Source organism: Allobosea robiniae, from assembly GCF_900102525.1.
GTDB lineage: Bacteria > Pseudomonadota > Alphaproteobacteria > Rhizobiales > Beijerinckiaceae > Allobosea > Allobosea robiniae.
The window spans coordinates 113,852-126,823 of record NZ_FNBZ01000004.1 but is presented as its reverse complement, the minus strand read 5'-3'; the positions used below and the strand labels follow the sequence as shown (position 1 = coordinate 126,823).

10 protein-coding genes are annotated in these 12,972 nt (G+C 67.0%); 8 read left to right on the top strand and 2 right to left on the bottom strand.

Annotation, left to right across the window (positions count from 1 at the left end; translation table 11 throughout):
• Positions 1 to 31 precede the first annotated feature (31 nt).
• Both BLQ70_RS12445 and BLQ70_RS12440 read right to left on the bottom strand, forming a co-directional pair.
• Entirely contained in the window at positions 32 to 1,666 is a 1,635-nt protein-coding gene (locus BLQ70_RS12445) for a phosphoenolpyruvate carboxykinase (RefSeq protein ID WP_425284575.1), read from the bottom strand.
• A gap of 231 nt (positions 1,667 to 1,897) precedes the next feature.
• A complete protein-coding gene (locus BLQ70_RS12440) occupies positions 1,898 to 2,659 on the bottom strand; it encodes a HugZ family pyridoxamine 5'-phosphate oxidase (RefSeq protein WP_091857242.1) in 762 nt (253 codons plus the stop codon).
• A gap of 142 nt (positions 2,660 to 2,801) precedes the next feature.
• On the opposite strand from BLQ70_RS12440, the gene BLQ70_RS12435 reads away from it, so the two are divergent.
• The 8 genes from BLQ70_RS12435 to tsaE all read left to right on the top strand — a co-directional run bounded on the left by BLQ70_RS12435 (position 2,802) and on the right by tsaE (position 12,763).
• Positions 2,802 to 3,503, top strand: coding sequence for a response regulator transcription factor (locus BLQ70_RS12435; RefSeq protein ID WP_061971764.1), 702 nt, complete (start codon positions 2,802 to 2,804; stop codon positions 3,501 to 3,503).
• Between the two features lie 67 nt (positions 3,504 to 3,570).
• The gene (locus tag BLQ70_RS12430; RefSeq protein WP_091857241.1) at positions 3,571 to 5,370 is read left to right on the top strand and encodes a sensor histidine kinase; all 1,800 of its coding nucleotides are present in this window, start codon (positions 3,571 to 3,573) and stop codon (positions 5,368 to 5,370) included.
• Positions 5,360 to 5,842: an HPr kinase/phosphorylase gene (locus tag BLQ70_RS12425; RefSeq protein WP_244512001.1), complete on the top strand. Its 483-nt coding sequence runs from the start codon at positions 5,360 to 5,362 to the stop codon at positions 5,840 to 5,842. The genes BLQ70_RS12430 and BLQ70_RS12425 overlap by 11 nt, the downstream gene beginning before the upstream one ends.
• A 109-nt stretch (positions 5,843 to 5,951) precedes the next feature.
• Positions 5,952 to 6,353 carry a PTS sugar transporter subunit IIA gene (locus tag BLQ70_RS12420; RefSeq protein WP_061971766.1) on the top strand — a complete coding sequence of 134 codons (402 nt, stop codon included), beginning with the start codon at positions 5,952 to 5,954 and terminating at the stop codon, positions 6,351 to 6,353.
• Between the two features lie 18 nt (positions 6,354 to 6,371).
• Positions 6,372 to 6,686 carry an HPr family phosphocarrier protein gene (locus tag BLQ70_RS12415; RefSeq protein ID WP_061971768.1) on the top strand — a complete coding sequence of 105 codons (315 nt, stop codon included), beginning with the start codon at positions 6,372 to 6,374 and terminating at the stop codon, positions 6,684 to 6,686.
• Between the two features lie 222 nt (positions 6,687 to 6,908).
• Entirely contained in the window at positions 6,909 to 8,315 is a 1,407-nt protein-coding gene (ahcY, locus tag BLQ70_RS12410; protein WP_413813555.1) for an adenosylhomocysteinase, read from the top strand.
• Between the two features lie 402 nt (positions 8,316 to 8,717).
• Positions 8,718 to 11,198 carry a sensor histidine kinase gene (locus tag BLQ70_RS12405; protein ID WP_091857239.1) on the top strand — a complete coding sequence of 827 codons (2,481 nt, stop codon included), beginning with the start codon at positions 8,718 to 8,720 and terminating at the stop codon, positions 11,196 to 11,198.
• Entirely contained in the window at positions 11,195 to 12,763 is a 1,569-nt protein-coding gene (gene tsaE / locus BLQ70_RS12400) for a tRNA (adenosine(37)-N6)-threonylcarbamoyltransferase complex ATPase subunit type 1 TsaE (RefSeq protein ID WP_091857238.1), read from the top strand. The genes BLQ70_RS12405 and tsaE overlap by 4 nt, the downstream gene beginning before the upstream one ends.
• The last annotated feature ends 209 nt before the right edge of the window (positions 12,764 to 12,972 follow it).

Below are 12,972 nucleotides of genomic sequence, written 5' to 3'. Positions count from 1 at the left end.
CCTCTCGTAGCACAGCCCGGAGGGCTTGGCGTCAGGCCGCGAGGTAATTCGTCGGCGCCGCCGCCTTCACGGCGTCGTCGACATGGTCCTCGAACTTGGCGAAGTTCTTAGCGAACATGCCGACGAGGTTCTTCGCGGTCTCGGCGAAGGCGGCCTTATCGGCCCAGGTCTTCACGGGGTAGAGGATATGCGGCTCGACGCCGGGCACCGAGCTCGGCACCGCGAAGCCGAAATAGGGATCGCGGCGGAAATCGGCGCGGTTGAGCGAGCCGTCGAGCGCCGAGGAGAGCAGGCGGCGTGTGACGCGGATCGGCATGCGCCGGCCGGTGCCGTACTGGCCGCCGGTCCAGCCGGTGTTGACCAGCCAGCAATCGACATGGTGCTTGTCGATGAAGTCGCGCAGCAGGTTGGCGTATTCCGACGGGTGCCGCGGCAGGAAGGGCGAGCCGAAGCAGGTCGAGAATTCCGGCTCGACGCCGGTCAGCCCACGCTCCGTGCCGGCGACCTTGGCGGTGTAGCCGGAGAGGAAGTGATACATCGCCTCGGCCGGGGTCAGCTTGGCGATCGGCGGCATCACGCCGAAGGCGTCGGCCGTCAGCATCACGATGTTCTTCGGGATGCCGGCGCGGCCGGTGCGCGAGGCGTTGGGGATGAAGTCGAGCGGATAGGCCGAGCGGGTGTTCTCGGTCTTCGACTGGTCGTCGAAATCGACCTCGCGCGTCAGCGGGTCCATGACGGTGTTCTCGAGAACCGTGCCGAAGCGCAGCGAGGCCGCATGGATCATCGGCTCGGCCTCGGCCGAGAGGCGGATCGTCTTGGCGTAGCAGCCGCCCTCGAAATTGAAGATGCCCTCCTTCGACCAGCCATGCTCGTCATCGCCGATCAGCGTGCGCTCCGGATCGGCCGAGAGCGTGGTCTTGCCGGTACCGGATAGGCCGAAGAAGATCGCGGAATCCTCCTTCGGGCCGACATTGGCCGAGCAGTGCATCGGCACCACGCCCTTGGTCGGCAGGACGTAGTTCAGATAGGTGAAGACCGATTTCTTCATCTCGCCGGCATAGGCCGAGCCGCCGATCAGCACGATCTTGCGGGTGAAGTCGATCGCGACGACGGTCTCGCTGCGGCAGCCATGGCGCTTCGGGTCGGCCTTGAAGCTCGGCAGGTCGACGATCGTCATCTCCGGCACATAGGCGTTGATCTCGTCGCGCGGCGGCCGGATCAGCAGGTTGCGGATGAACAGCGAATGCCAGGCCATCTCGGTGAAGACGCGGGCCTTGACGCGATGGACGGGGTCGGCGCCGCCATAGAGATCCTGCGCGAACAGCTCCTTGCCCTCGGCATGGGCGAGGAAGTCGCCGAGCAGCGTCTCGAAATGCTCTGGGCTCATCGCCTGGTTGTTGTCCCACCAGACCGTGTTCTCGGTCAGCGCGTCGCGCACCGTGAACTTGTCCTTGGGCGAGCGGCCGGTATGGCTGCCGGTATCGGCGCAGAGCGCGCCGCCGCGGGCGAGCTGGGATTCGCCCCGGTGCAGCGATTCCTCGTAGAGCTGCGGCGCTTCCAGGTTCCAGTGCACGGCCTTGAGCTTGCGGAAGCCGAAGCCTTCGGCACCATGGGCGGCATTGAACTGACCGATAATGTCCACTGAATTCCTCCGGAGGCCGGCCATGCTGAGGGCGGCCCGTTGTCTTCACGAATGCGCTGGGGCCGGTGGCGGGGCCCAGGCGTCGAAGGCGAGGCCTTGCGGCCACGATGCTCTTTAAGGCGATGCGTCGCCTCGCTCAAGTCATTGAAAATGCCCGACGTCGCCGCGAGGTTTTCTAAATCGATTGAATTTCAACCTGTGGTAAATGGCCGCGTGTCTTCGCCAGGGCCGAGCATGCCGGCGGCTTGCGGGATGTCACGTCGCCTGGGAACGCGCCTTGCCTGCCAGTTCGGCGAGGATGCGCCGCAGGCTGCCGGGCCCGTCCACAGAGGTCGGGAAAGGCAGGCGCAGTGCCGCGCTGCCGAGCGCCATGTCGAGCCCGTCCGGATCGAGCCCGATAGCCCGCCAATCGCCGGCCTTCACCCCGAGCAATCGCGTGGCATAGAGGCCGATCGCCTCGGCATGGTCCTCGTTCATATGGGCGACGGCGCCGGCTTCGACTTCAGCGAGCGCCGCGGCATGGATCGGATCGCTCATGAGATCGGCCGGTGACGGCGCGAAGGCGCGGGCGAAGCCGCCGTTCAGGCTCGCGCCCTCGATCTCCAGTGCAAAGAAGCTGAAATCCGGGAAATCGGCATAGAGCGCCGATTTCGGCTGGCGCGCGAGATAGCGGCGGCGGATGCGCGCACCTTCCTCGCTCTCGCGGTCGATCTTGCGGGCGCGGACCTTCAGCGTGATCCGCGCATGGGCGAGCGGGTCGCCCTTGCCGCCGGGCGAGATCAGCAGCGAGGCGCGCGGATCATTGGCGAGATTGCTTGTATGCGCGGCGAGCCCGGAGATCAGGATGATCGGCGTGCCCTGGATGTCGGTGGCGAGCCCGACCAGGCTCGCGGAGGGATGGCCATCGGGACCGAGTGTGGCGAGCGCGGCGGAGCGGGCCTCGCGCAGCAGGCCCCTGGCCTCCTGGCGGACGGCTTCGTCCATCGGCTGAATCACGTCCTTGACATCCCTGGCCATGGAACCTCCCTGCGATTTCCGGCTTGTGATACGGGGACATAGGCAAATCGCCCCGCTCCGGCTAGATTGCCGCCATGCTTTGGCCTCTCTCCCGCGAGAGGGGAGCCCGTATATTGCAACGAGAAAAAGAGACGAAGGCCTTATGCCAACGATTGCGCTGGTCGACGACGACCGCAACATCCTGACGTCGGTTTCGATCGCCCTCGAGGCCGAGGGCTATCGCATCCTGACCTATACCGACGGTGCCTCGGCCCTCGACGGGCTGAAGCAGAACCCGCCGGATCTCGCGATCTTCGACATCAAGATGCCGCGCATGGACGGCATGGAGCTGCTGCGCCGCCTGCGCCAGAAATCGGACTTGCCCGTGATCTTCCTTACCTCCAAGGACGAGGAGATCGACGAGCTCTTCGGCCTGAAGATGGGCGCCGACGATTTCATCCGGAAGCCGTTCTCGCAGCGCCTGCTGGTCGAGCGCGTCAAGGCGATCCTGCGCCGCGCCGGCGCCAAGGATGCGACCGCCGCCCCGCGCACCGAGGATGCCAAGGCTCTGGAGCGCGGCCTGCTGCGCATGGACCCCGAGCGCCATACCTGCACCTGGAAGGGCGAGCCGGTGACCCTCACCGTCACCGAGTTCCTGATCCTGCAATCGCTGGCTCAGCGCCCCGGCGTGGTGAAGAGCCGCAATGCCCTGATGGACGCGGCCTATGACGATGAGGTCTATGTCGACGACCGCACCATCGACAGCCACATCAAGCGCCTGCGCAAGAAGTTCAATCAGGTCGATGCCGATTTCGACATGATCGAGACGCTCTACGGCGTGGGCTATCGCTTCAAGGAAACCTGAGGCAAGGAAGGCCGACGCGCGGCGGATTCGCCGCAGCCACCCTCCCGAGCGGAAGCAAGCCGCAGCCATGGCAACCGTCGACAACGAGGCTAGAGCGTCAGCACCGCCTGCCGGCTGGCGTGCCGTGCTGCGTCGCCGCACCGGCATCGCGTGGCGGCGCCTGACGCGCGCCATTTCGCTGCGCGCCGCCTCCAGCCTGACGCGGCGCATCCTCGTCCTCAATCTCGGCGGGCTCGTCGCGCTGCTGATCGGCTTCCTCTATCTCAACCAGTTCCGCGAGGGCTTGATCGAGGCACGCGTCCAGAGCCTGCTGACCCAGGGCGAGATCATCGCCGGCGCGATCGCGGCCTCCGCCACGGTCGAGATCGACACGATCACCATCGATCCCGACAAGCTGCTGCAGCTCCAGGCCGGCGAGAGCGCCGGCATTGCCGAGGACCCGCTCGATTTCTCGATCAATCCCGAGAAGGTCGCGCCGCTGCTACGCCGGCTGGTGACGCCGACCAAGACCCGGGCGCGGGTCTACGACAAGGACGGCATGCTCACCATCGACTCGCGCAGCCTGTATTCGCGCGGCGACGTGCTGCGCCTCGATCTACCGCGCGTCGGCGAGCCCGACGAGCCGCCGCTGCTGGAGCGCACCTGGAACATGCTGCGCAACCGGCTCGGCAAGGCCGATGTCCCGACCTATGACGATTTCGAGAACGCCAACGGCAAGTCCTATCCGGAGGTCGCCCGCGCCCTGAACGGCGCGCCGGCGAGCGTCGTGCGCGTCAATACCCGCGGCCAGACCATCGTTTCGGTGGCGGTGCCGGTGCAGCGCTTCCGCACCGTGAAGGGGGCGCTGCTGCTCTCCACGCAAGGCGGCGACATCGATGCGGTGATCGCTGCCGAGCGTTTCGCGATCTTCCAGGTCTTCGCGGTCGCCGCCGGCGTGATGATCGTGCTCTCGATCCTGCTGGCGGGCACCATTGCCGAGCCGATCCGCAAGCTCGCGGATGCCGCCCAGCGCGTGCGGCGCGGCGTCAAGTCGCGCGAGCAGATCCCGGATTTCAGCAGCCGTCACGACGAGATCGGCCATTTGTCCGGCACGCTGCGCGACATGACCAAGGCGCTCTACAGCCGCATCGAGGCGATCGAGAGTTTCGCGGCTGACGTCGCTCATGAGTTGAAAAACCCGCTGACCTCGCTGCGCAGCGCCGTCGAGACCCTGCCCCGCGCTCGCAACGAGGATGCGCGCGGGCGCCTGATGGCCGTGATCCAGCACGATGTCCGCCGGCTCGACCGTCTGATCTCGGATATCTCCGATGCCTCGCGGCTCGATGCCGAACTCGCTCGCAACGATTCCGCCCCGGTCGATGTCAGCCAGGTTCTGGAGGCCGTGGTGACGATCCAGAACGAGACCCGCCGCGAAGGCCGGGCCCTGATCGAGCTGGGCAGCGATCGCCGCAACCAGCGCCTGGGCGACGATGCCTTCCTCGTGCTCGGCCATGATTCCCGCATCGGCCAGGTCCTGGTCAACCTGATCGACAATGCCCGCTCCTTCTCGCCGCCCGACAAGCCGGTGAAGGTCATGCTCTCGCGCGTCGCCAACGACGTGCTCATCACCGTCGAGGACGAGGGGCCGGGTATCGAGCCCCATGCGCTGGAGCGCATCTTCGAGCGCTTCTATACCGATCGCCCGAACGAGGGGTTCGGCCAGAATTCCGGCCTCGGCCTGTCGATCTCGCGCCAGATCATCGAAGCGCATCGCGGCTCGATCCGGGCCGAGAACCGGCTGGGGCCGGTCGGCCCGGATGGCGAGGCGCAGCGCCTCGGGGCCCGCTTCATCGTCTGCCTGCCGGCGGCTTATGCCCATGCAGCCTGACGGCGGGATGGCTGCCGGGGCGCGTCAGCGAACGCGTATCCATGCGACCGTCGTGGCCGTCGGCGAGGCCGGCATCCTCATCCGCGGCGCTTCCGGCAGCGGCAAGTCGACGCTCGCGCTGGCCCTGATCGCGCTCGCCGGACAGACCGGGCGCTTCGCCCGGCTGGTCGCCGATGACCGGACGGAACTCGTCGCGACCGGCGATCGGCTGGTGGCGCGACCGGTTGCGCCGCTGGAGGGCATCGTCGAGCGGCGCGGCCTCGGCCTGACGCCTGAACCCCACACCGGAGCGGTCGTGATCAGGCTCGTCGTCGATCTGGCGGCCGAGGAGCCGGCGCGGATGCCCGAACCCGAGGATCTCGTCGACAACCTCGCAGGCATCGATCTCCCTCGCCTGCGCATGACGGGTCGCGCCGGCGACGAGAGGCTTGCGTTGAACGCGCTCGACTTATTCACAGACGCCGGCCGCTAACCACGATTTCGACAAGTTTGACGGCCGATGGCTTGCGCATATCTCGCGTCTGCCGCATAACCCGCGACCTTGTCCGGGCGCCCGACGGCGCTCGCCGGTGCTGGATTGAATGATCGGACTGGTCCTCGTGACGCATGGGCATTTGGCGACGGAGTTCCGCGCTGCGCTCGAACACGTCGTCGGCCCCCAAAAGAACCTCGCGACCATCGCCATCGCCCCCGATGACGACATGGAAAGCCGACGCCGCGACATCATCGCCGCCGTCGAGCAGGTCGAGACCGACCGTGGCGTCATCATCCTGACCGACATGTTCGGCGGCACGCCCTCGAACCTGGCGATCTCGGTGATGGAGCCCGGCCGCATTGACGTCGTCGCGGGCGTCAACCTGCCGATGCTGATCAAGCTCGCCAGCGTGCGCGAGGAGAAGACCCTCGACGAAGCCGTCACCAGCGCGCAGGATGCGGGCCGGAAATACATCACCGTCGCCAGCCGCGTGTTGGCCGGCAAGTAACGGCGCCGAGAGGGGCGGATGGACGAAGACTGCGATTGCCCCGAAGTCGAAATTCCCGCCGGGGCCCTCTACGGTGAATTCCAGATCGTCAACAAGAAGGGGCTGCACGCCCGCGCCACGGCGAAATTCGTGCAATGCGCCGCCCGCTACGAGGCTGACATCACGGTCAGCCGCTGCGGCGAGACGGTCGGCGCGACCTCGATCATGGGCGTTCTGACGCTGGGCGCCGGCATCGGCTCGACGATCACCATCGTCGCCAAGGGGGCGGAAGCGAAACCGGCGCTGGACGCCCTCGCGGCCCTGATCGCCGACAGGTTCGGCGAGGGCGAGTAGGGGCGTAGCTCGCGCGTCATTCCCGAACGTAGCGCAGATCCGGGAATCTCGTTCCGGATAGGCTGCGGGTCAATGGCCTCATCGTCATGAGATGCTCGGGGCAAGCCCGAGCATGACGGCGGCTGTGCAGGCTTCGGCAATCATATAAAGACATCTTTATATCTTTGATTGCCATTCGCTCCGCGCGCTGCTAGAGAGCGCGCCATCATTCAGGCTGAGCGATTGGAGCCACCCGTGTCGGATTACATCGTCAAGGACATCTCGCTTGCGGATTACGGCCGCAAGGAAATCAACATGGCTCAGGACGAGATGCCGGGCCTGATGGCGATCCGCGCCGAGCACAAGGGCAAGTTCCCGCTCAAGGGCGCCCGCATCGCCGGCTGCCTGCACATGACCATCCAGACCGCCGTGCTGATCGAGACGCTGAAGGATCTCGGCGCCGACGTGCGCTGGTCGTCCTGCAACATCTTCTCGACCCAGGACCATGCCGCCGCCGCGATCGCCGCGACCGGAACCCCCGTCTTCGCGATCAAGGGCGAGACGCTGGAAGAGTACTGGGAGTACGTGCTGAAGACCGCGACCTGGGGTGACGGCGGCACGCCGAACATGATCCTCGACGATGGCGGCGACCTGACCATGCTGATCATCCTCGGCGCCGAGGCCGAGGCCGGCAAGGCCGAGTTCTTGGACAAGCCGGGCAATGAGGAAGAGACGATCTTCTTCAAGCTGATCAAGCGCGAGCTCAAGGCCAATCCGGGCTGGTTCACCAAGACCCGCGCCGCGATCAAGGGCGTCTCGGAAGAGACCACCACCGGCGTGCACCGCCTGTACGAGCTGGCCAAGGCCGGCCGCATGCCCTTCCCGGCGATCAACGTCAACGACAGCGTCACCAAGTCGAAGTTCGACAACCTCTACGGCTGCCGCGAGTCGCTGGTCGACGCCATCCGCCGCGGCACCGACGTCATGATGTCGGGCAAGGTTGCGGCCGTCGCCGGCTATGGCGACGTCGGCAAGGGCTCGGCCGCCTCGCTGCGCCAGGCCGGCTGCCGCGTGCTGGTCACCGAGATCGACCCGATCTGCGCCCTGCAGGCGGCGATGGAGGGCTATGAGGTCGTCACCATGGAGGACGCCGCTCCGCGCGCCGACATCTTCGTGACCGCCACCGGCAACCTGGACGTGATCACCGTCGAGCATATGCGCGCGATGAAGCACCGCGCCATCGTCTGCAATATCGGCCATTTCGACTCGGAGATTCAGGTCGCCGGCCTGAAGAACTTCAAGTGGGACAACGTCAAGCCGCAGGTCGACGAGATCGAGTTCCCCGACGGCAAGCGCATCATCCTGCTCTCGGAAGGCCGCCTCGTGAACCTCGGCAACGCGACCGGCCATCCGTCCTTCGTGATGTCCTGCTCGTTCTCGAACCAGACGCTGGCCCAGGTCGAACTCTGGAACCATCACGCCAAGTACGAGAACAAGGTCTACACGCTGCCGAAGCATCTCGACGAGAAGGTCGCGGCGCTGCATCTGGCCAAGGTCGGCGCCAAGCTGACCGTGCTCAACGATGCGCAGGCGAAGTATCTCGGCCTGCCGGTGACCGGACCGTTCAAGCCGGAGCTCTACCGCTACTGACAAGGCGCCACGGCGCTCTCGATCGCGAGGCCCGGCGTCAGCCGGGCCTTTTTTCATGTCTGTGCCTTCCGGGAATCAGGCTTCGGGACACTACAAATTGTGTCTCGTCGGCTAACGGTATCTACTGCTTGACGATCTCCGGCAATGTGCCGGCTCGGCCGGCAAATCGAACGATTTACCTGCCATTAAGCACTTCCTGACGGACTCCAGCGATGATTAGAGTGGGACTGATTCGGTCGCCGCGATGCGCGGGCCGGATGGAAAGCTCTGATGTGATTGGCGTGGTGGCGAGCGTGGATCGGCCCCTCCGGAGATGGCAGCCCTGCCAGCTCCCCCGGCCGATTCCGACGGGCCCGATGGACAGGGCGGCTCAAGGCCGCCGGAGAGACGACGGACGCAGGGATGACAGGGGCGAGGCGACAGGAGCGAGATGGCGGCTGGCGACCGCGCGCATTGCTGCCCGCGCTGGCGGCGGCGTCGGTCACCGTTCCGACCATGGCGCGCAGCGAGTGGCTGGCACCGGTACCCTTCGATACCATGGGCTCGGGCGGGCTTTCGCTGGTCCTGGCGGGCCTGACCGTCTTCGCCACGACGACATCGCTGATCTATGTGCGCGAGCGGACGCGCTGGCAGAAGCGCGAGGCCAAGCTCGCGGCCGATCTCGAAGCGGCGCGCAGCCACCAGGAGCGGCTCTCGATCCTGCTCGCAGCCGATCCACAGGTGGTGGTGAGCTGGAAGGGCCGTGATGCCGAGCCCATCTTCGAGGGCGACAGCGGCTTCCTCGGGGCTCCCGGTGCGACGCTCGCTTTGGCTTATGGCAGCTGGGCGCCGCCGGTCGACGCCAAGCGCCTGGAACTCGCGACCGATGCGCTGAAGCAGCGCGGCGAGGCCTTCAATTTCACGCTGCGCAGCAAGGCGGGGCCTTTCATCGACGTCGAGGGCCGGCCCGTCGCCGGGCGCGCGGTGATCCGTTTCCGCGAGGTCACGGGCGAGCGGGCCGAGGTCATGACCCTGCGCGGCGAGCTGGAACGCGTGACCGTGGGCCATGCGGCGCTTTCGAGCCTGCTCGCCGGGCTGCCGCATCCCGCCTGGATGCGCAATGCCGATGGCCGCCTCACCTGGGTCAACGCCGCCTATGCCCGTGCGGTCGAAGCTGCCGATCCGGCCGTGGTCGCGAAGAACGGCCTCGAACTGCTCGACCGCACCGAGCGCGATGCCGCTTCGCGGGCGCGCCGGGAAGGCGCGACCTTCGCCCTGCGGGCGCCGGCCGTCGTCTCCGGACAGCGGCGCACGCTCGACATCATGGAACTGCCGACCGCGACCGGATATGCCGGCTTCGCCACCGACATGAGCGAGCTCGAGGCGGTCCGGGCCGATCTCCAGCGCCAGATGGACGCCCATGTCCGCACGCTCGATCGGCTCAAGACGGCGGTCGCCGTCTTCGACGGCACCCAGCGCCTCGTCTACCGCAATTCCGGCTTCGATGCGCTCTGGTCGCTGGAAGCGGGCTTCCTCGACGGCCAGCCGACCGATGGCGAGATTCTCGACAAGCTGCGCGCCGAGCGGCGCCTGCCGGAGCTCGGCGATTACCGCAGCTGGAAGGCGGCGGCGCAGGCTGCCTATACCGCGACGCGCGCCAGCGAGGACTGGTGGTATCTGCCGGACGGGCGCACCGTCCATGTCGTCGCCAGCCCCAATCCGCAGGGCGGCGTTACCTATCTCTATGACGACGTCACCGAGCGCTTCACGCTGGAATCGCGCTTCAACGCCTTGTCCCGCACCCAGCGCGAGACGCTCGACTCGCTGCGCGAAGGCGTCGCGGTGTTCGGCTCGGACGGGCGGCTCAAGCTCTCCAACCCGGCCTTCGCCCAGTCCTGGCGCATCCAGGGTGGCGACCTCGCGGCCAGCGCGCCGCATATCGATGAGGTCATCCGGCTCTGCCGGCCGCTCTTCCCGCAGGACGAGGTCTGGAGCGAATTGCACAGCGTCGTCACCGGCGTCCGTGATGCGCGCGAGGATTACAGTAGCCGCATCGAGCGGCGCGACGGCACGGTGCTCGACATGGCCGCAGCGCCCCTGCCGGATGGCGCGACACTGATCTCCTTCGCCGACGTCACGGCCAGCGTGAATGTCGAGAGGGCGCTGACCGAGAAGAACGAGGCGCTGGAGACGATCTCGCGGCTGCGCGAGGATTTTGTCCACCACGTCTCCTACGAACTGCGCTCGCCGTTGACCAACATCATCGGCTTCGCGCAGTTGCTCGGCACCGAGACGGTCGGCGCGCTCAACGACAAGCAGCGCGACTACACCTCCCACATCGTCCGCTCCTCCGGCGCGCTGCTCGCCATCATCAACGACATCCTCGATCTCGCCACCATCGACAACGGCGCGCTGACGCTCGAAATCCAGGATGTCGACGTCGCCGACACCATCGCCCAGGCAGCGGCCGGGCTGCACGACCGGCTGACCGACACCAAGCTCGACCTCAAGGTCGAGATCGATCCTCGCACCGGCCCGCTGCGGGCCGACGGCAAGCGCCTGCGCCAGGTGCTGTTCAACCTGCTCTCCAACGCCATCGGCTTCTCCTCCGCCGGCCAGACCGTGACGGTGAACGCGACGCGCACTGGCGGGGACATCCGCATCACGGTTGTCGATCAGGGCCGTGGCATCCCGGCCGAGGTGGTGGAAAAGGTGTTCGAGCGCTTCGAGAGTCATTCGCTCGGCTCCAGCCATCGCGGCGTCGGGCTGGGATTGTCCATCGTCCGCTCGATCGTCGAATTGCATGGCGGCCATGTCGAGCTCGATTCCGTGCCCGGCCGCGGCACGCGGGTGACGGCCGTCTTCCCGGCACAGGGCGTGCCGCTCTCGGATGCCGCCGAATGACCGAAGAAGCCCGCAAGGCGGGGACGCACCGGCTCTCGCTGGCGGACGAGGCGGCGACGCTGCGCCTCGCTGCCGATATCGCCGCCATCCTCAAGCCTGGCGACATCGTCGCGCTCTCCGGCCATCTCGGTTCCGGCAAATCGTTCCTGGCGCGCGCCATCCTGCGCGAGCTCGCCGACGATCCGGCGCTGGAGGCGCCGAGCCCGACCTTCACCCTGGTCCAGAGCTACGAGACGGGCCATGGCACGGTGCTGCATGCCGATCTCTACCGCGTGCGTTCGCCCGACGAGCTCGACGATATCGGGCTGGTCGAGGATATCGATCGCCTGATCATGCTGGTCGAGTGGCCTGACCGGGCGGGTACGCGCCTGCCGGCGGCCCGCCGCATCGACATCGTGCTCGATGTCGACCCCGACAATCCGGAAACCGGCCGCATCGCCGATCTCTCGGGCGGTGTCCTCTGGAAGCAGCGCGTGGCCATTGCGGTGGCATCGCGCCGCCTCCTCGACGATGCCGGCTGGGGCGAGGCCCGCCGCGACTTCATGCTCGGCGACGCCTCGACGCGCGCCTATGAGCGCCTGACCCGGCCGAGCGGCGAGACCGCGGTGCTGATGATCTCGCCGCCGCGGCCCGACGGTCCCCCCGTCCGACTCGGCAAGCCCTATAGCGCGCTCGCTCATCTCGCCGAGACGATCGAGGCCTTCGTCGCGATGGATCGCGGCCTGCGTTCGCTCGGCTATTCGGCGCCGGAGATCCTGGCACAGGATCTGACGACCGGCCTGCTGGTGATCGAGGATCTGGGGGCTGAGGGCGTGATCGATGCCGAGCGCCGCCCGATCGCCGAGCGCTACGAGGCTACGGCGCAGCTCCTCGCCGATCTGCATCGCCACACCCTGCCGACGATCCTGCCGGTGGCGGAGGGGCGCGACCACACGCTGCCGCCATACGACCGCCAGGCACTCGCCATCGAGACCGAGCTGATCCTCGAATGGTATGCGCCGCATATCGCCGGCGTGACGCTTCCGGCCGTCACCCAGGCCGAGTTCGCGCGCATCTGGAGCAAGCTCTTCGACGAGATCCTCGCGGCGCCCCAGACCTGGACGATGCGCGATGTGCACTCGCCCAACCTGATCTGGTTGGAGCAGCGCCAGGGTCACGCCCGGCTCGGCCTGATCGACTTCCAGGACGCGGTGCTCGGCCATCCCGCCTATGATCTGGTCTCGCTCGGCCAGGATGCCCGCATCGACGTTCCCGCCTCGCTGGAACTGCGCTTGCTCGCGGCCTATGGCGCTGCGCGGCGCGGCGATGCCCCCGATTTCGATCTCGCCGGTTTCGCCCGCGCCTATGCGATCCTCGGCGCCCAGCGCAACACCAAGATCGCCGGCATCTTCGCTCGGCTCGACAAGCGCGACGGCAAGCCCGACTATCTGAAGCATCTGCCGCGCGTCGAAGGCTATCTGCGCCGCAATCTCGAACATCCTGCCCTGGAAGAGCTCAAGGGCTGGTATCAGGCGCATATGCCGAAGCTGTTCGAGACCGAAGCGGCAGATGAAAGCAATCTGTGACCTGACTGACCGTCATTGCGAGGAGCGCAAGATCCGCAGCAATCCAGGGGGACGTAGCGCTCTGCCGCGCCTGGATTGCTTCGCTACGCTCGCAATGACGACGAGACAGACGCGAGCGCCGTTGGTATCCGATCGCAATCCGCTCTAGTCTCAAGCCGATCACTACGGAGATTCGCGTGACCACAACCGCTTCGCCGCCGATCCGCCGG

Coding starts and splice junctions, on each gene's coding strand:
- BLQ70_RS12430 (WP_091857241.1), top strand. CDS start 3,571: ATGGCAACCGTCGACAACGAGGCTAGAGCGTCAGCACCGCCTGCCGGC.
- BLQ70_RS12440 (WP_091857242.1), bottom strand. CDS start 2,659: ATGGCCAGGGATGTCAAGGACGTGATTCAGCCGATGGACGAAGCCGTC.
- BLQ70_RS12445 (WP_425284575.1), bottom strand. CDS start 1,666: ATGGCCGGCCTCCGGAGGAATTCAGTGGACATTATCGGTCAGTTCAAT.
- BLQ70_RS12405 (WP_091857239.1), top strand. CDS start 8,718: ATGACAGGGGCGAGGCGACAGGAGCGAGATGGCGGCTGGCGACCGCGC.
- BLQ70_RS12415 (WP_061971768.1), top strand. CDS start 6,372: ATGGACGAAGACTGCGATTGCCCCGAAGTCGAAATTCCCGCCGGGGCC.
- BLQ70_RS12420 (WP_061971766.1), top strand. CDS start 5,952: ATGATCGGACTGGTCCTCGTGACGCATGGGCATTTGGCGACGGAGTTC.
- BLQ70_RS12435 (WP_061971764.1), top strand. CDS start 2,802: ATGCCAACGATTGCGCTGGTCGACGACGACCGCAACATCCTGACGTCG.
- BLQ70_RS12425 (WP_244512001.1), top strand. CDS start 5,360: ATGCAGCCTGACGGCGGGATGGCTGCCGGGGCGCGTCAGCGAACGCGT.
- tsaE (WP_091857238.1), top strand. CDS start 11,195: ATGACCGAAGAAGCCCGCAAGGCGGGGACGCACCGGCTCTCGCTGGCG.